At 42.0% G+C, this 19,338-nt stretch carries 13 protein-coding genes; all 13 read right to left on the reverse strand.

The features are described from left to right. Positions 1–3 precede the first annotated feature (3 nt). A complete protein-coding gene (locus tag PWYN_RS10475) occupies positions 4–1,008 on the reverse strand; it encodes a Gfo/Idh/MocA family protein (protein WP_036651156.1) in 1,005 nt (334 codons plus the stop codon). Between the two features lie 261 nt (positions 1,009–1,269). Then, a complete protein-coding gene (locus PWYN_RS10480; protein ID WP_036651158.1) occupies positions 1,270–5,541 on the reverse strand; it encodes a bifunctional 2',3'-cyclic-nucleotide 2'-phosphodiesterase/3'-nucleotidase in 4,272 nt (1,423 codons plus the stop codon). Between the two features lie 1,010 nt (positions 5,542–6,551). Further along, the gene (locus PWYN_RS10485) at positions 6,552–9,338 is read right to left on the reverse strand and encodes a glycoside hydrolase family 3 C-terminal domain-containing protein (RefSeq protein ID WP_036651160.1); all 2,787 of its coding nucleotides are present in this window, start codon (positions 9,336–9,338) and stop codon (positions 6,552–6,554) included. A gap of 174 nt (positions 9,339–9,512) precedes the next feature. After that, positions 9,513–9,704 carry a hypothetical protein gene (locus PWYN_RS10490; RefSeq protein ID WP_036651162.1) on the reverse strand — a complete coding sequence of 64 codons (192 nt, stop codon included), beginning with the start codon at positions 9,702–9,704 and terminating at the stop codon, positions 9,513–9,515. A gap of 52 nt (positions 9,705–9,756) precedes the next feature. Then, entirely contained in the window at positions 9,757–10,167 is a 411-nt protein-coding gene (locus tag PWYN_RS10495) for a hypothetical protein (protein ID WP_036651165.1), read from the reverse strand. Beyond that, on the reverse strand, positions 10,164–10,610 hold the full coding sequence (locus PWYN_RS10500) for a LytTR family DNA-binding domain-containing protein (protein WP_036651166.1): 447 nt from the start codon (positions 10,608–10,610) through the stop codon (positions 10,164–10,166). Before PWYN_RS10500 ends, PWYN_RS10495 begins: the two co-directional genes overlap by 4 nt. A gap of 165 nt (positions 10,611–10,775) precedes the next feature. Next, positions 10,776–13,097, reverse strand: a complete 2,322-nt coding sequence (locus PWYN_RS10505) for an ABC transporter permease family protein (RefSeq protein WP_036651168.1) — start codon at positions 13,095–13,097, stop codon at positions 10,776–10,778. After that, positions 13,066–13,752: an ABC transporter ATP-binding protein gene (locus tag PWYN_RS10510; RefSeq protein WP_036651171.1), complete on the reverse strand. Its 687-nt coding sequence runs from the start codon at positions 13,750–13,752 to the stop codon at positions 13,066–13,068. Before PWYN_RS10510 ends, PWYN_RS10505 begins: the two co-directional genes overlap by 32 nt. Positions 13,753–14,545: 793 nt before the next feature. Beyond that, positions 14,546–15,328 (reverse strand): aldo/keto reductase, encoded by a 783-nt coding sequence (locus PWYN_RS10515; RefSeq protein ID WP_084146678.1) that lies wholly within the window; start codon positions 15,326–15,328, stop codon positions 14,546–14,548. Positions 15,329–15,476: 148 nt separating this feature from the next. Then, complete coding sequence (locus PWYN_RS10520) at positions 15,477–16,169, reverse strand: ABC transporter permease (RefSeq protein ID WP_169744102.1); 693 nt, start codon at positions 16,167–16,169, stop codon at positions 15,477–15,479. Between the two features lie 7 nt (positions 16,170–16,176). After that, on the reverse strand, positions 16,177–17,076 hold the full coding sequence (locus PWYN_RS10525) for an ATP-binding cassette domain-containing protein (RefSeq protein ID WP_036651178.1): 900 nt from the start codon (positions 17,074–17,076) through the stop codon (positions 16,177–16,179). A gap of 7 nt (positions 17,077–17,083) precedes the next feature. After that, positions 17,084–18,424 carry a SagB/ThcOx family dehydrogenase gene (locus PWYN_RS10530; protein WP_036651180.1) on the reverse strand — a complete coding sequence of 447 codons (1,341 nt, stop codon included), beginning with the start codon at positions 18,422–18,424 and terminating at the stop codon, positions 17,084–17,086. Next, the gene (locus tag PWYN_RS10535; RefSeq protein ID WP_036651183.1) at positions 18,421–19,314 is read right to left on the reverse strand and encodes a hypothetical protein; all 894 of its coding nucleotides are present in this window, start codon (positions 19,312–19,314) and stop codon (positions 18,421–18,423) included. The genes PWYN_RS10530 and PWYN_RS10535 overlap by 4 nt, the downstream gene beginning before the upstream one ends. Positions 19,315–19,338: the final 24 nt, after the last annotated feature.

The following is a 19,338-nucleotide window of genomic DNA, read 5'->3' on the forward strand; positions in this document are numbered from 1 at the left end:
AGTTCAAGGGCGTACCTCGGATATTGACAGGACACGTCCCTCTTTTGCCGAACGATTCGCAGCTTCCATTAATACTGTAAGTTCAACAGCCGTTTGGATATTCTCCTCAGCGAGTGTATTCAATTGTATATGATTGACCCATTGATGAAAGGCGCTTTCCCGATTGTTTTTCAATTGGATTTCTGTCCAACTATTCGAGGCCTCCGCCAATTTGTTGGTCTTAAGCAACAGCTTCTCCTCCGGTGTTCCGAATAAAAGAGTCCCTTCCGTTCCATGAACTTCGATGGTAAACGGCGAGTGGCTATTCACAAATCCAGCCTCCACCACGCCGATAGCTCCTGATTTCGTAAAGAGAGTGGCTACTGCATTGTCTTCCACTTCTTTGCCAGTGACATAACCAAAATTCGCACTTACACCCGTCACTTCCTGACCTAAAAATAGCCGGGTTAAATACATCGGATGACAACCCAGATCAATCAAAGCGCCGCCTGAGCATTGCTCCAGGTTATAAAAGTGCTCCGGTAGCCAGCCCGCAACAGCTCCATTATGAGATAATCGAACTCTGACATACGTAATTTCACCGAGCAAGCCCTGACTAAGCAGCTCTTGAATGGACAAAGTATATCCGTCATTTAATCGGGGTAAGGAAACGGTCAATTTTAGCTGCTTCTGATGAACCTCCGACAGGATTTCATCAACCTCCCTCACCGTTGGAGCAATAACCTTTTCTGTGAAAATGTGTTTGCCTGCTTGGGCAGCAGCTATCAGTACATCTCTATGCATGTTGGTCGGCGCATCTACGATTACGGCGTCAACATTCTCCTGCGAAAGAAGCTCATCGAGTGAGGTGAAAAAAGGAACACCCATCAATTCAGCAGCCTTCTTTCCACGATCAATATCCTCGTCCCACACCGCCGCTATATACGTATCCTCATGCTCCTGAACTTGCTTAACATAGTCCCATGCATGCACATGCCAAAAGCTGATCACACCTATTCCGATGCTCATTATGTTTACCTCCAACATATATTATTCTGACATCTATCTATAAATTAACACATTTCTCTTAGACATTTTAGTAGGTAAAGAAGACATTATTTATATAAGATTACGACATCCAAACTCTATAAGCGTAATTATACTCCTAAGGATAAGCCAATAGAAACACTTGAGTTCCATCAACAAAAAAAGTGTTCCGCTGCATCCGAAGATGACAAACGGAACACTTTTTTATGTTAGTGTTGCGGTAAATTTAAAATGCCAGAAAGTTTAGGACGCCAGACCCAGCATACGGAAGATAATAACCGCTGCTTGAGCACGGTTGGTGATGCCCTTCGGTCCGAATTCGTCAGCATCAATTCCGTTAATAATCCCAAGGTCAGTCAACTGTGCTACAGATTCCTGTGCGTAGGAGGCAATTTCACCCTTATCGGCAAACTTCTGGAGTGCTGCGTTATGGTTGCCAGACTGCAGAAGTCCCTTAAACTTCAGAGCATTTGCGACCATAATGGCCATTTCTTCACGGGTGATTTCGCGGCCCGGTTCAAACTTACCGTTTCCAGAACCTTTGACGAGCCCGGCATTTACGCCGATGGAAATCGCATCAGTATACCAAACACCTGATTTCACATCACTAAATGTAACTGGTTTACCAGCGGTACTCGGTAAATTCAACGCGCGAACCAGTATAGTTACAAATTCAGCACGTGATACATTTTGGGCCGGCGCGAAATTGTCTCCGCCCACACCTTTGAGAATACCTTGGGCTGCTAGGGCCTTAATGGCTGATTGAGCCCATACCACCTTACCGAGATCCTTGAATTCCACTACCGGTGCAGCAGTCGGAGCCGGTGTAGAACTTGGCGCCGGTGTTGCCGAAGGCGTCGCGGTTGGACTTGGTGTAGGAGTCGGGGCAACAGGTCCCGGATTATATGGCGCTGGCGTTTCTACAGGTGAGGTCGAATTGTTAATACGGCCCTCAATACTCGCCGTAATTACTCCACCCTTAAACATCTTGACGATATAATCGTAGAAAACGTCTAGATCAATCGGTCCAGGTACAGAAGTACTGGCTTGTGTCAGTACGGCGTAGTTATCTCCGCCGGCAGCCATGAAGTTGTTGACAACAGCCGTATAACTTTGGGTCGGATTAATCGGTGTTCCATTCGCAAGCGTTAAGCTTGAAATACGGGTAGCTACCGGAGCTTCCAGATTCGCCGTATACTTCAAGCCTGATATTTGCAGCGTTTTGATATCGTATGTTCCATCAGGTTTCACGAACCATTGCTGTTGGAGCAGGGTTTTAATCTGTGCGCCAGTGAGCGTCAGCTTCACTAAGGTGTTACCGAACGGCTGAATTTTAGCCAGATCACCAAAGGTCACATTCCCACTTGGAAGATCGGCACGAATTCCGCCCGGATTCATGAAGGCAAAGTCCGCAGGACCTTTACCATCGCCAAAGTCGGAGCTGCGCATCGCATCGGCGATTAGATTACCAAGTGAAGATTCCTTCGTGTAAGCATCTGTTCGTGTAATCTTTCCGTCCGTTGTCCCAACGGGTTTGGTCAACTCCGGATGTGAATTCAGATAATGGTTGACCAGAGCAACCGTATCTGCGTCCGGGGTCACACCTTCATGAAATGTAGAGGTAATGACAGCAGATTTGCTCAACACATCACCAGTCTTAGGGTCAATGAGAAGCTTAATGTCCTCAAATGCTGTTCCATAGGAGTACGCTTGAACAATAAGCTTCCCGTTAACTACTCCATTAGCCAGTGCGTGATTGTCACCCGCAACGATTACATCAACAGGAGAGTTCGCCGGAAGTGCAGTTGCCAGATCAGCAGCTTCTCCCGTAGTCACACCACTCCTAGTCGAAGCTGGATCATGCGCCAGGATGATAATGGTTTGAACTCCCTTATCCTGAAGTTCCTTGGCGTAAGCTTCAACCGCAGCAACTTCTTCCTGCGGTGTCAGGAAGCGCACACCTGCTGTGCCTGAAGGAGATACCTTACTTGGCGTAGACTTGGTGACAAGACCGATAAATCCGATCTTCACACCGCCCACTTCCTTAATTACATAAGGGTCGATAATGGGTTTGCCAGTGGTGCTGTCTACAGCATTAGCATTAATGTATGGGAAGTTTACGCCTTCATGGGTTACTTTCGGATCTTTGGGATCTACTCCGCCCTTAAGCTGAGACATCAGAGCCGCAACCCCTTGGTCAAACTCATGGTTACCCAAGGAACCCACATCGAAGCCCATCATATTCATCCATTTCAATGTTGGTTCATCCCGTTCCAGCGAGGATACCGGAGCAGATGCACCTACAGAGTCACCGTTATGGAAAAGCACTGAATTTTCATAGATGGCCCGAGCTTGTTTCAAGTAGGTCGCCAAAATAGCCGCCGTTCCCGCTGGCTTATTACTAACGGTAGATACCGTGTCGAGCTGGCCATGGAAATCGTTGATACCAATTAGGTGAACTTCAACGGGAATATTCACTTTGAAGATGCCGAAGCCTTTAATGTCCTTCTCATTGGTATAAGTCATATTGTTTGGAAGTACACCCTCTGCCTCCGGTGCCGAGATGAAGGTGGTATTAACGTTCTTATTAATAGACAAGAGCGACCAGTTATTATCCGCCGTAGGATTAATTGTTCCTACTTCGGAAATATAATCCATCAGAACCTGCCGGTTCTCTTCCTGAGAATCAATGATCATTTGTGAATCTTTGACACCGGGAAAGTTACCACCACCGCTCGCGCGATAGTTATTCGTAACTACGATGAAATCCATTTTCAGATCCAACGGTTTATTATTATAGGTTATATTCGTCACACGGCTCGAGTCCGCGTTCTTAATGACTCCTTTCGAGTCGTATTTCGCCTCTTTCGTCACATCAAATTTATACTTTATTCCGTCAATCACATCAAAGTTATATACGGCAAAAGAAGGATCAAGCAATGATTGCGGTGTTGTAAGAGTTGGATCAATCTTGTTGAATGCACCCGCACTCATTTCAAGCCATTCTTTTACGGTAGAACCTTTAACCTTGATCGCTTTCAGCGTATTGTCGTACAAGTACAGGTCGCTTGCACTTCGGATCGTTAGGTCACCCGCGGCAATGTTTGTATACTCAGTAGGACCGTTGCGTCCGGCTTTAAAGGGTGCAGCTACACTTAGAATCGGGAGATCCTTGTACTCTGGGAGATTGGTGTTGATATACTTCTCTGCATACCACTTCTGTGCTTGCGTTACGATTTGGACGGTAGGGTCATCCTGAACCATCGCAAAATAGCTGTTCATCGGTGCCGTTGTCACGCCCAGCTTCTGCCCAGTGTAGGCGATAGTAGCGTTATGAGCAGTTTCAACCGCTGCAAATACGCTTGAATCTCCCGTAACCCCAGAGATGGATCGGTTGGAAGCCTTGGTGTTTTCCTTATCCACCTTCCACCCACTGCCATCCTGAACAATCTTAATGTCGATCAGACCCAGATTGCCGCCGCCATATCCGGCTTGAACAGCTGGGGTACCGTTAATGTGCCCATACACATTATCCACAACAGATACACTGCTGTTGTTGTAGGGCAATCCCGTTGCAGGATCTTTGAATGAGACGTCCAATTTGTCGTTGTCGCCCGTAGGGAATACCTTGTGTGTATGCGAGAATGTGATAGCATCAATGCCAGGCACCTTGCTCAGTGCATTGATATCATTCTCGGAGCCATCCCCTTGAACAGCACCTGCATCAAACCCGGTGTGTGCCATGGCGATAATGACTTGCGCTCCATCGGCTTGCATCTCTGGCACGAACTTCGCTGCGGTTTCAGCGATATCCTTAGTAATTACCTTGCCTTCCAGGTTAACCTTATCCCACTCCATAATTTGTGGAGTGACAAGACCGAGCAGACCGACTTTAATCGTCTGATCAACACCATTGCTATCCTTTACTGTCTTATCAATAATAGTGTAGGGTTTGAACTGGTTTGTGAGTCCATCGGTTTTATAAATATTGGCGTTCAAATACTCAAAATTCGCTCCGGTATTTGACTGTCCACTGCCTTTAATTGTTCGATCTAAAAATTCCAGACCATAGTTAAACTCGTGATTACCAAATATCGCCGCATCATATTGCATGGCGTTCATAGCAGCCATCATCGGGTGAATCATGGTTGGAGAATCTAGCAGTCCGGATTTCTTCGCCATATAAGTACCTAGCGGAGTTCCCTGAATTAGATCCCCATTGTCTAGGAGGAGGTTATTTACTTGTTCTGTTCTGGCTTGCTTAACCAGTGTTGCCGTTCGGTCGAGACCGACCGTTGCCGAGGGCGCATTTTTGAAATAATCCCAGCCGGTGACGTTGGTGTGCACATCCGTTGTACTCATAAGCCGTAGATCAATAGTTGACGCAGCAGCGGCAGCCGCTTTTTCAGCAACCCCTATAGTGCCCAAGAAAGTTCCGCCCAAGACCTGCGCAGAGAGTACAGCCGTAGTCAACAAGGAAGCAAAAGGCTTATTCCATCGTGATTTCCATCCCATAAAGTGATTATTCCTCCCTATCATTTTGTTAGTTCCGTGATATTATATCATACACAAATGGTAGAATATCAATAATTTCGTTAAATTAAACCAAAGATATGTAAGGTAACTTTACATAAATACTCATTTATTTTGACATTCACTTAATATATTCATAAATAGAGTCCAATATGTTAATTGTATGTTAAGTTATTCATCAAATATAGATCCCATATATAATCACACCATTTTTCTTCAGCTGAAACACCAATATGGCTGGTTATTAAATAAATTTTCCCAAATAATATATCCGCTCCTATAACTCTCGATTTAATCTATCACTATATAATCAGAGTAATTTATGGGGAAGCAGGCAATGGAGTAAACGGGAATTATCAACCAATTTATGAGGCTGACTCGTGGCAAATAAAGGTTAAAGGGGAAGTTTCCCTTTAAAGCCTATATCTCTGCTCCGCATGAATCGCCACTCACTCCCCTCTTGATGTACGAACACGCGTGAATACTTGCTCAAGATTCATCCGTAAGCTTAACGGACCCAGTGGACGCTATTTACTCCATTTACCTGACTTCCTTATCTATGCTGACTCAGAAGGCCTTATTTACAAAAATCCGTCTATAAATAGCCCATTATTTATAAATAACTGCATCTCTGTCCGCATAACTTATTTATCGAGCAATTTATAGACAATAAGGGATCTGTAGTCCGCATAGAGTTCTTAACCCGATCTACCTTAATATATGTATTTACTTTAGCTGCTGCTATTTGGCTCAAGCTTAATTGCTAGTTTTCACGTATATATGCTGAACAACAGAAAATAACAAAAACCGAAAACTGTAGGAACGATAGCGACCGAAAGCTTTTTACTAGGAAAGCTCGCTTCTAAAGCATAAGCTATATCCGGATTTCAACGCGGCCGGAAGTCCGAATCTTCACTGTAGTGACCCCATATAATCAGGTAGAACAAAAAAGGACACCCCTAGGGGTGTCCTTTCACAATCCGTTTCTATACCTACACTTGCTTAAATTCGATCCAGTCGATCTGCAAGCCGGGTTTGACGAAATCTAGTTTCAATTCATACAGGCCTGCTTCCAGCGCGATCTTCACAAGCTTCTGTCTGATCCATCTACCTTCCGTTCCATTCGTTTGAATGGTCGTCATCAAGTGATCATTTAATGTCACATTACAAGCACTTTGAGCCAACTCAGGTTCTGGAGACATGATATTGACAATGACCCGGTATTGTCCGGCCTGATCCACATTCATAAAGGTCGAACCAGTTACCGAAGGTTTTACCTGTGCATTTTGAGAGAGTGCTTGTGCTTGCTCCACCGAAAGAGATGGGTTCGCTTTAAACGCTTCGACCGTCTCCACAATCTCCTGCTTTCTGGAGAATACCGGTGCGTTCATGATGAATTCGCAAATATTCATAGCGGACCGCTGAAGTTCGCCTCGGGTTAAGGAACCATTTTCTAACGAATCCAAGGTATTGTCTTCATAAGCATTGATTTCCGCCCCATAGTTACTGACAACCATATAAAGATCATTTTGGGCGCGAACCATCCAGTTCGTATACTTGCGATCCGCTGGGCCTCCATGGACAACATCGTTCATAACTGCCCACCAGTCCGTCATCACAATGCCTTTGAAGCCCCATTCCCCGCGAAGAATCGTGGTATTCAAGTCATAATTGGAAGCCGCCCAATGTCCGTTAACGGGATTATAGGAGGTCATAATCGAATTCGCACCGCCTTGCTTCACCGCAATTTCAAAGCCTTTCAGATAAATTTCCCGAAGGGCGCGCTCGGAAACGACCGCATCTACCTTACTCCGATACTTCTCCTGGTTGTTACAGGCGAAATGCTTCAGCGTGGCGTTAGAGCCGCCTTTCATAATTCCCCGAGTGCATGCTGCTGCAAATACCCCGGAAATCAGCGGATCTTCTGAAAAATACTCAAAGTTACGTCCATTAAGCGGACTGCGTCGGATATTCAAGCCGGGTCCAAGCAAGGTATCTACGTTGTTTCTTAATAATTCCCGGCCTTCCATGACATAAAGCTCTTCAACCAGTTCCGTGTTCCACGTTGCCGCCAACAGAGTTCCGATTGCAACCTGGGTCGCTTTTTGCCCGCTATCCATGCGAATTCCGGAGGGTCCGTCTGACGTACAAGCAACAGGGATTCCGTAATTGAACAACTGATCGCTTACGCCTCCGAACGCTGATGCCGTACCCGGTGTCACGAGCGGACTGCTCATGCCTTCTCCTCTGACAATCGTAGCTAAATCCTGATCGCTAAGCTGGGCGATAAAAGCTTCCATGCTGACTTTCTGTTCAAATACATCTCTTAATTTATAGCCTTGATTACCGGTTTGCTCCAACGTTTCAGGAAGACATTGTTCGATTCGATTCGCTAAGGATATCTTTCGCTTAGGTACTTCTACAGAGATGAGTTCATACGAACCATCTTCCTTCCGAACGCCCGGCTTCATTCTTGTAAAGCTTTCGGTCGGCGCCATCGCCTCTTGCAACTGCTCCACAACCTGAAGAGTTTCCACGTTGTAACCGTCTTGTCCTTCCGCGGTTATTTCAACCAGACTTTTGATACTGGATCCCGCATAAAAGCGGTATGTTCCGGCTTCCAGCACATATGCGGATGGATATCCTGTCACCCCGGCGTCATCGTAGGAGGCCATAGAATGAACAGAGAAGCTCACAGTAAGACGCTGAGATTCACCCGGTTGCAGGACTTTTGTCTTCCCGAATGCTGCCAGTGCTTTAGCCGGCTGTCCCAGCTTTCCTTGCGGCGCTTCGTAATAGACCTGTACGACCTCTTTTCCGGCAAAAGCGGTTCCAGTATTGGTTATAGTAACGTCGATTTCAACGTAGGGTTGTCCTTCTTTGGTAGTCAGCTTGGCTTCCTCAGGCTCTATAGTAAAGGTGGTATAAGATAGACCATAACCAAATTCATACTGAACCTTATCCGGAGAAAACGTCTCAAAATAACGATATCCCACATAGATATCTTCCTGATAAAGGTTTTTAAATTCATGGCCGTAATTGCGGGTAGACGGATAATCCTCGATGGAATAAGCGATTGTATCCGTTAATTTGCCACTAGGCGTTACCTCACCAGCCAGAACGTCAGCAATCGCATTGCCCCCTTCCATCCCGCCTTGCCAAGAGTAGATCGCGCACGAAATCGGGTGCACATAACTTTCATCATTCATCCAACTCATATCTATAATATTAGATACATTCAGCACAACGACAGTTTGTTCAAAAAAGGCCGTTACCTGCTTCAGCATTGCTTTCTCATCAGCGGTTAATTGGTAACTCCCCGGCGCATCCGCATTATCCTGATCTTCTCCCGCCGTACGTCCGATCACAATGATCGCCTTGTTCGACTTGTTTCTTGCCTTCGAGACCAGCTCATCAGTTAAAGGCATTTCCTTCTGGTGCCACGGTTCAGCAGCCCAACCTCCGCCACCATTATCAAATGGATTTTGCTCAATCCACTTCTCATAGACAGCCGCCAGTTCTTCATTGACGGTAAGGTTCTTTTTACTGCGAAGACCGTCCAATAGGTTGGTTGTATATGCAACATGGACGCTTCCGCCCGATCCTGTACCGCTTCGGTAGTAATTCACTTGGGTTCTGCCAAATACTGAAACGTTCTCACCGTTTCCCAGCGGAAGGACCTGTCCTTCATTTTTTAACAGCACCGCACCTTCTGCGGCTACCGTTCGACTAAATTCAGCAAAACCTTCTAATGGAACTCCCACATTCTGTGTGCTCAATTTGTTTCCTCCTGATTGTCATATGCATACATGACTCTTCTCTAAATAATCAAAGCGATACTATTAATATACAAGTACTACTCTTAAAAAAGCAAAATATATCCCGTATGACACGAAAAAAGACACCTATTAAAGTGTCCTTTAGTGCCCTATCGGAAGATAACAGCGTCAATTTCATTTGCGGCGGCGGGGCTTCGTCATTCTAGTATACATCACCAAGGCGACAATTATCATGGCGAGTATACCGAGATTACTTGCTGTGTCAGGCGTCATCCCTAGTAGGCTGCAAACGTTGGAAACCAAACTGTTAGTAAGAAACGCAACCGCAATCAGCATCAATGGACGCCAAATGTTATATCCTCTCATCCTGCCACACTCCAGACTCCATTTTCCATCTAGTGTCCATTATATCATCTATCTATTTCAAAATCCTATTCAACTCATCAGCATTTTTCTTACTGCTAACTCTAGCGTAAAAGTAAAAAGCGAGGGTATGCAATACAACGGACAACAACAGCATTCCAGGCCACCAAGGTATTATGTAATGGAACATATCTATTGAGAATAACCATACAACAATAAGCCCGCCTAAGATACTAATCGTTGAAGAAATAAAAATATTCCAAATGGGTTTTAACGTGTAATAATTCCAAAGCGCATTATACATAATTCCGAATAATACGGCAGAAATAACAGTGATCCCCACAATATTCCACAGATATAATACACTGATGGTTTGATCCTTCATAAAAACAGTGAAAAGCAAAGTTACCCATAAGAAAGTCATTGTAAATACTTGAAAAAAAGAGTTTCTTAATTGGTTAATCATTTCAGGTTCCCCCTAAAGTTTTTTAAGTAGAAGCGACTGACAAAGTAGCTGGAATCATCTGTTAATATCACTTTAATTCTTGCATTATCTGTTGATGAGAACTCCTTAATATAGCTTGTGTTAATGATGGTTTGATTATTGATTTTAATAAAATGATTTGAATCAAGGCTTTCTTTAGCTACCTTCAACCGGTTATTCAGTAGATACATTTCACCCGTAATGACACGCACGCTGCACATTCGGTCTTCCGATTCTATGACCACAATGGAACTTAGCGAAATTTGAACACTGCGATTATTTCTAGCGTTGATGACTACCATCTTTTTTTCAGAGTTATCAAGCACTTCTTTGATATGTCCCCAGTGTTCTTTCTCAGCTGGATGGGTTGTTATCTTTGCTACCCTTCGATTTAATTCTGAGTTAGCTTCGAATATAATTTCCAATGTACGCCGCCTCCTTTCACAACTCATATTATAAGCAAAACGTTACTAAAACTACTTTAATTCGTTTTCCTGCATGAACTTGTAGGTTTGTTGCAATGGGTGTGGGATTGTCACCAAATAAAAGCAAAAAAAGCACCTATTAAGGTGCTCCCTGTGGATTAAACCTTAGACTTGCTCCCTCAGCTCATCAAAACCGTGCGATTGTTTGACCATATGAAACGGGACCAGAAAAATAATGAATACGATCCCCAAAACACATCCTATCGGGATCATAATGGTATCTGCTGCTATATTGGTATTCACTTTAAATATGGCACCCAAGGTTATGGTAATCATAAAGATATACAGCCCTAAAGATAGGAACAAGCTTAACAAGAGTGCAAAAATAGACTTCATAGTTAGATATTTATACAGAAATCCTTTGCCTATGCCTAGCGCCCTTATAATTACAGATTCCTTATGTTCATTTAAATAATTCATATAGATGATATTGAGATTGAATAGAATGGAAGAGAAAATACAGATCCAGCATAACCACTTAAAGATGCTCAGAAAATCCTGCATTCGCTTCATGATGGACATGCCCATTATACTGATATGCATCAGTGAGACATTGCTCAAACTGTCTTTAAAATTACTGGAATTGGCCTTTACGAGGAACAATGAACTCCCTTGAGTTTCATTAACTGCAGGCCTAAGAATAAAAGTCTGATTCACTTGACCCGCCTCATAGATTCCTTTGACTCTGTAGTTTTCCACGGATCCGTTTAGCTCCATCTTGAGCGTCTCGCCTAACTTTACTTGAACCTGATCACTGAAGGCAGCGGATATTAGCACGTCATTAGCCGAACCCTCGAATACATCTTCTCCCTCCAAAATTTTGAACTTAATCTTATAGTCACTTTCGTTAATGTCGCAGATTTGAGCGGACTTCAGTGAATCCTTATTATTCAGGATTGTTCCCGCGTGACGGTACAACTTGGTATAGCCTTTAACCTCAGGTGACTCCTTTAGAGCATTCTCCAGTTTAGCCGGCTCATCGCTAACTACTAGATAATTATAATTTACTTTTTGCTCAATGCCGGCGGTGTAGCTGTCGCGGACGGTTTTTTCCAAGGTATAACCTATCAATAAGAAGAGGCTCGTTAGAGTCAAGCTTAATATCGTGATTACAAAAGCATAGCGGTTTGCTTTGATACTTTTGGCAGTGTACATGAACAATTTATTCTTAATAGGAAGGGATGACAGCAGTTGGATACAAAGTAGCGTAACCACAAAAAAAACGGCAATACATACAACAATCAATATGCTGCTGAGCAGCGCTGATCCTCTACCTAAATAGATTGTGTAAATGACCATGGTCAGGAGGGAAAATAAAACGGACAACCAGGCTATCTTCCGCTTAGACTTCTTCCAGGAAACAGCATCACCGCGAATAACAAACATAGGGCTTATGGCTTCCAGAGCCTTGGTAGCTATATTGATAAAAATAAAATAAATCACCAAATATAATAAAAACCCGGCAAACACTTTACCCATCACGGCAGAATCAATAATAGTGTTCCGAATTCCATTCGACAGGAGCAATTGTCTGGCCATAGGAATACTTGCGGCACTGCCAAGCAAAACCGGAAACACAAACACTAAATAGAGCTCCATTCTCAATGCCTTTTTAATTGATTTCATACGGATGGAGAGCATTCTCATAATAGCGATATCCTGCTGACGGTGAACAATAATCATAAAAATACTGCTGAGTACCGACAAAATCGTCATCATATAACTCATCGTATTGAGAATATTCAAGGTAGCGGCATTTGTATTGAGTTCTTCTTGAATAGCTTTTTTCTTATCGTCAATGGTGAAGTATGTATAACCCGGCTCAATATTCTTCAATTCTGTTTTGACCTTGTCGATATCCTTACCATTAATTAAAGTTAAGATTATGCTTGGGATTTCATTGCTGAGTTGATAATAGGACACCTTTCCGTAGCCGATCATTTCCGACTGTCCGTCGACACCCTTTGCGATGTTCTCAATGTCTTTCACCGTGTAAGTTTGGCTACCAATACTGACTTGGTCACTTTGTTTAATGTTTAATTCATCCGCCAAACTCGCGTACAGAATGATTTCATTCTCTTGCAAACCAAAATCACCAATGATTAAGCTGCCGAAGACCTGCCCGTCACCCTGCTTAAAGTTGGTCGAAAATGCACTTTGCTTGTTAACCTGCAGTCCTTTATCTTTCAGTTCATCTAATTTTTGATCAAATGCACTGGAGGCATAAGTGGCCTCAATCTTTAGATCAGCACCATTTAATTCTTCTACTTGTCCCGTCAAGTATCGGTCCGTTTCTGATATGATTTGCGGAATGGCCAACGATATGCTTACGGCTATAGCGACCGAGAGCATAACAAACAGATAGAGTACAAGATTGTTTTTTTGCTTACGACTATTATACAGCTTGAAAATCGTTTTCCACTCCAAGGATTTCACCTCCGCGTAAAACGATTTTCCGCTCCCCTAGATTCCCGATCTCCTTGTCATGGGTCACAATTACCAGTGCACATTGGGTCCGCTTACGGGTTTCGAGTAATAACTCCATCACCTTGCTGCTGTTGTCACTATCGAGTGCCCCCGTAGGTTCGTCACATAATAGTACCTTAGGATTGTTCACAAGTGCTCGGACGATAGCCACCCGCTGCGCTTCCCCCCCGGAAAGTGATTTGACGTTATTCTTCGACTTGTTGCTGATTCCGACCATATCCAGCAACTCCAAAGCTGTGCTTTTTTTCACTTTGTTGCTTAAGCCAGAATTCATCGGTAGGATAACGTTCTCAAGGACGGTCAAACAATTAATTAAATTTGCGTTCTGAAATATCAATCCAATCTTATTTCTTCGCAACTGCTCCAGGCTTTTTTCCTTCTTGAAGTTAACTAGCTGATCATCAAAGTAAACACTGCCCGAAGTAGGCTCCGTTAATAAAGCGGCAATGTTCAACAGAGTGGATTTTCCGCAGCCTGAAGGCCCCATGATCGTAGTAAATTCATGATCATGGATCGTTAGATTGATCCCCTGAAGAATTCTGTTCTCTCCCTCACCATCCACAAAGGTCTTATGTAAATCCATTATCCTTATCATGGTTTTGCTCCCTGCCTATTAGTTGTCTTAGAAAATTAATGACTATCCGGATTAACATATATAAGGTTTATAGATTAGGCGTTTTATTTAGTTAATAATTACAATTATGTATCGTTATAGTACATCATCATTGTTCAATTGTATGTGGAAACTTTGTGAATCAAATAACATATTAAGTAAAATGATGTGAAACTTTATAATATAAACGGGAGAGACCAAGGCTTTCTAAAAAGAGTACCCATTAAGGTACTCTCCCTTACAAATCCAAGCATCGCGATCAAGTTTTGGACATCTATTAAACAGACATCAGACTTCACTACAGCGAGGAAGCAAAAAAATAATTTTATGTAGTATGATATATTTGAAGTGGCTTCTCTTTTATATTAAACAAGGATGTGTGTGCTATTGAAACGTTTACTTACTATAATGTCTCTAGTTCTAATTGTATTTATAGCTGTGTCTTGCACTTCGCAGAACAATATTACAAAAAAAGATCAGGTTGAAGATACTATTCTTAAAAAGATTCAATCATATACACTTAATGAATTAAATTATCTTCTGTTTGTGGAGAGCCCCACAACGGCTAATAAGAAGATCACTCTTTTCCTGCCCTATTCTGTAGACAATATGAGTATTAAGGAAATTTCTCTTATTCAAGATAATGAGCAGGTCACCAATAAAACTACTGTTAATTCTCCTAACACTCTTGATAATGGAGAAACAGTTATAATTAATACGGGTCAATATATTTTACAAAAGTATGTATCACAAGAAAACATACCCGAAAACAAACTTAAGTTCCTTGATTCACTTCAGGTTCATTCAGCACATACCGGATTGCCATCTGTCCCAGTGTGTCCGGGTCGCCTGCTAGCTCAATAAGTCTTTGTCGAACTACGGATAACTCCTCACGGCTATAATCTAGATAGTCTCGTTCTGCCTTGTTCGCCCCTCCAGACGTTAAGATGCCACCTGCAAGCGGACCCCGTGCAATTAAGCCGATCTCATGCTCCATCAGTTGCGGAAGCACCTCCTCCTCAGGACGCCGATCAAGCATACTGTACTGGCTCATCAAGCTTGTAATACTCGAACGATTGACATATTCCTTAATGACATTCGGACGTATGGATGATATCCCGTAATAGCGAATCAACCCGTCTTTCTTTAACTCCTCAAAGGCTTCAATAGTCTCCTCAATAGGATCCTCAATCGTTCCTCCGTGCAACTGATACAAATCAATATAATCTGTGCCAAGTCTTCTGAGACTTTCCCTTACTGCCGACAGAATATACGATTTAGAAGGGTCCCATGTCGAACCCTCTTTGCCCGGTAGTCGACGATTACCAACTTTTGTTGCCACGATAACATCGGAGCGGTGGTTTTTAATCGCTTTTCCGAGAAGCTCCTCGTTTCGCCCATGATCATATAGATCAGCAGTATCGAAAAAATTGATCCCGAGCTCTAACGCTTCTTGAATAATAGATATGGCCTTGGTTTCGTCAGTCCCAACAGTCATACAGCCGAGACCAACTTCACTTACATTAAGGTCCGATTTTCCTAGGCGATTTTGTTTCATCTACATTTCCTCCTTGTAAGCTCCGAGTAGCCGCTTGACTCAAGGTTACAAGTATATCAAAGAAACAATAGGTTCCATAACTCTGCTAAATAGCGAATTGAGGCTACCGTAAAAAGAAAAGACACCCTAAGGTGTCTTCAGTGATATATTAAAAGTCCAAGCGATTTGTTCGTCTGAGCAAGAAAAGCACACTTATCACACTAATTAACGCAAGAATGAATCTAATATTAGATGTACTAAAGCCCGGAATTTGAAGGCTAATCTGACTCGCCCAGAGGACCGCCATAACTAAAGAAGCTATAATGGTAGTCGAAGTTGAGTAACCCCTCATACCAAACGAAACTGACAGTAAAGATGTAATACCAATGTAAATTGCATTCAAAGTTACCAATTCGATAAAAGGTGCAGAAAAGTGGGAGGAAAATGACATTCCTTTCTCAGCATAAGCCATATAGGGTGCTAATATGATTAGTAAGAAGTTTAGAACGAGAGTAGACAGGAGTGTTATGAGCATCCCGATACTCAGAATCAAGAAAAGTTTGACCAAAACGATTCTGTTTCGATCAATCCCGCATACCCAAATGTTCATCATCGTTTTACTTCTAAACTCTTCCACAAAGATTTTGGATGCCCAAACTCCAGTAAATATCAGGCAACTTGGCCAAATGATCGAATTATTGATCTCCCGAAGGGCCGTGGTCATATTTGGAAACATCACCTGTCCACCCGCACTTAGGCCCAATATGGATAGAAAGGCGAATAGGGTCAGAATAAACAGGAGGGAAACCACTGCCATTCTGCCTCTTTTTAATTTCACATTCTCAATACTGAACAGATTCATCCATTTCCTACCTTTCATCTGATATTGTATTCATATAATAATCCTCTAGGTTATCACCTGAAGATTTGAATTCTGTAAATTCAATATCATTATTAATTAAGATCTTAATAGCATCAGTATCCCTAAGGTTAGCTGCTGAAATTTTCACTGTATTTTTGACAATATCCACAACACTAAACAATTTTTCTAATTTTGCAGTCTGTATTTCGATATGGTTAATCTTAATTTCATAGAAGCGAGCGACCGATTTATGAATGTCTTCAATCTCGATTTCTTCGTATAATATTCCTTTACTCATGAACCCTATTTTTTCAGCGATCTGTTCAATCTCATTTAAAATATGACTTGATATAACAATGGTAGTCTTTTTTTCTTTCTTCAAGTACAGAAGCAATTCGCGGATCTCTTTAATTCCTGTAGGATCTAATCCATTAATTGGCTCATCTAAAATAAGCAACTTGGGGTTACCTATAATTGAGCGTGCAATTCCAAGTCTTTGCTTCATTCCCAATGAAAACTGCTTTACACTTTTTTTCCTATGGTCATAAATACCTAACATATTTAAATATTCGTCAATCTCCCCCAAACCGACATTTCTATACCTGCAATGAATTCTCAAATTTTCCTCCGCACTTAGGGAATTATAAAAAACAGGTGTTTCAATCATTGTCCCTACCTGAAGTAATAAATGACTATTCTCCTCCAGTTCCTTGCCGAATAACCGTACCTTTCCCCGCGAGGGCTTTGTAAGTGTTGTAAGCATTTTCATCAGAGTTGTTTTTCCGGCGCCGTTTTCTCCGAGTAGTCCATAAATTTCGCCCTTCTTTATACTTAATTTAGCATTGTTAACGACGGCTTCATCTCCATAGAACTTGGTCAGTCCCTCGGTTTCCAAAATATACTCCATTGTTACCTCAACCTTTCTTTTTATGCCCCACTGTAATTAAGTACATAGAATGTTCGATGATCCCATCCACTTCTATCAATTTATTGATTTCATCATCCACAAACCCCATAAGACAGCAAGAACCCAGATCATACGCAGTGCACATCAAGTGAATATTCTGAGCTAAATGGCCGCAGTCCAACAAAATGACTCGATAACCGCGTTCATGATACTTCCATTGGTTCCTCCAAAAGTTCGCGGCTAGAATAACAGTAAACGCGGCATTCTCAAGCATAACTGAATAACCGCTAACTTCTTTGGAAATATCCTTTATATCATTGTCATTTACCCTAACCAATTGATGATATAAAGGATCATAATAGTAGATGCCAGGCTCCAAGTTATCCACATGATTAATAGATAAGAAAATATCAATCGGATATAATCCACCACCGGATGGTACCGCTCGCAACTCCAGATCCGTGTTTTTCAGCCTCCCCGTTACACCATAGGAGTAATGCAATATATTGCTTAATGTTTGCATATCAATCATTTCCTCCGCATAGTCCCGGAGCGATCTTCTGCGGGCGGCTACCTCCTCAATAGAATAACTGCTCTGTTTAGTAGGTATAGGAAGGGGAATTGATTGTTTATGCATAAATACCTTTCTGCCTCTACTCGTCAGTTTTTTAATTTCCTCATCCATTTCATCTAGTGGCTTCATGAAATCACCCTGTTGATGAAACGAATGCAGCTTCGTGTTTTCATGATACAATCGAGTTAACTGGGTTTCACCAGACAATTCCTTTTCTACAATGTTATGGTCATCCAGCAACAGAACTCCAGGATTTGCTAACGAAAATAAATTGGAGGCCCACTCCATATCCTTAGCCGGCTGTCCTAATACACTTTCTTCCAATTGTAAAATTAGAGCCCCGTACGCTAACTGGGTATTGCTATCCATCATCATTACAATGTCTTCATTTCGTTTCAGCAAATATCTTTGCTGTTCCTCAAGATTGTTCTCACTTCTCAGTAAAAATATAGGCAAGCCGCCATGTGCTGTATCCGTTCTAACGATCTCCAACTTCCTTATTGACTGCTCAATAATATGATTAATATCTTCCATTTCCATATCTTCATTGTAATTTTTAAGAAGACTATATATAAAATTTGCGATTCGAATCGCTTTTTGCCCATTATAAATTTGATGAAATCGTAGTGTCTTTTCTACATTATTCATAGCTCCAAACTGCCCCTCGTTCTCCACCTCTGTTAGAATGGGCAATCTCCGGTCTTTTATTTTTACAAATTGAATGGGCTTTCCTTCCTGTCCCACATTGATGTAATGTTTTCTGCTTTTGTTCATTTCTCCCCATCCCATCTTTTTATATAGAACGCTTTTGGATAACGTGGCAGATAATATACCTTTTCCACATCAAGCATTTTGTCGACGGAATTAAATATAATGGCCCTACCATAGCTGGTTTTGATATTTAACTTCGTAAGAGAAGTAATGATTTCAAGCAGCAGTTCATTAATTCCCATATTTTCAAGCAGCATATTTTTAGATATTCCATGTTGTCCCTGTGGCATTTTGATTTGATCTTTCATACAGGAGTATCCAATATAGTTTTTTTGGTTCAGAATCGGACTAATCATATATGAATCACTGTAAAACAACACAAAGGACCACAGGCATCCTTCCTGATCTCGTACAATCTCATTGATTTCATCCAAAATGTGCATCCGTGTTGAATCCACACCAACCAGCAAGAAATCAGCTTCTGTAAGTTCTGCCAGTTGATCCTTAGCTGTGAGTTTATATTGAAGTCCCAAGGACCCCAATAGCTCTTCCATGATTCTCGTGTAATCTCCGTGAGCGTATATGCAGAAGGTGATATTTTTTAACTGTTCCAAATATTTATGCAAGCTATTTGTATATTGCGATAAGAGTAAGATTAATTTTCTCTCAGGCTCAGCAACAGGTGTTTCAGATAAAAAAATAACTTCATGTTTGTCTAAGAACATTAAGATATCTTGTATTTTTTCTTCACTTAATTTATTATTAAAATGAGCCAAAACAGTTGAAAAAATCGTGTTATCTTCGATAAAAAGTAACAGCTTTTGAACAATGGAGAATAATTCATTATTTCTCATTGTGAATGAACTTTTTTGTGTAATGATTTCCACTTGGTTGTTTGTGCCCGCTTGTTCTTTTATCATGTGTGGCAATGCATAGATATAATTGGGGATCATAATATGCTCCTCTCTCTAATAACA

This window comes from Paenibacillus wynnii (assembly GCF_000757885.1).
In the GTDB taxonomy this organism is placed as follows: Bacteria; Bacillota; Bacilli; order Paenibacillales; family Paenibacillaceae; genus Paenibacillus_AQ; species Paenibacillus_AQ wynnii.

Excerpts from the sequence above, each read along its gene's own strand:
- PWYN_RS10475 (WP_036651156.1), bottom strand. The coding sequence starts at position 1,008 with ATGAGCATCGGAATAGGTGTGATCAGCTTTTGGCATGTGCATGCATGG.
- PWYN_RS10480 (WP_036651158.1), bottom strand. The coding sequence starts at position 5,541 with ATGGGATGGAAATCACGATGGAATAAGCCTTTTGCTTCCTTGTTGACT.
- PWYN_RS10490 (WP_036651162.1), bottom strand. The coding sequence starts at position 9,704 with ATGAGAGGATATAACATTTGGCGTCCATTGATGCTGATTGCGGTTGCG.
- PWYN_RS10495 (WP_036651165.1), bottom strand. The coding sequence starts at position 10,167 with ATGATTAACCAATTAAGAAACTCTTTTTTTCAAGTATTTACAATGACT.
- PWYN_RS10510 (WP_036651171.1), bottom strand. The coding sequence starts at position 13,752 with ATGATAAGGATAATGGATTTACATAAGACCTTTGTGGATGGTGAGGGA.
- PWYN_RS10515 (WP_084146678.1), bottom strand. The coding sequence starts at position 15,328 with ATGAAACAAAATCGCCTAGGAAAATCGGACCTTAATGTAAGTGAAGTT.
- PWYN_RS10520 (WP_169744102.1), bottom strand. The coding sequence starts at position 16,169 with ATGAATCTGTTCAGTATTGAGAATGTGAAATTAAAAAGAGGCAGAATG.
- PWYN_RS10525 (WP_036651178.1), bottom strand. The coding sequence starts at position 17,076 with ATGGAGTATATTTTGGAAACCGAGGGACTGACCAAGTTCTATGGAGAT.
- PWYN_RS10530 (WP_036651180.1), bottom strand. The coding sequence starts at position 18,424 with ATGAACAAAAGCAGAAAACATTACATCAATGTGGGACAGGAAGGAAAG.
- PWYN_RS10535 (WP_036651183.1), bottom strand. The coding sequence starts at position 19,314 with ATGATCCCCAATTATATCTATGCATTGCCACACATGATAAAAGAACAA.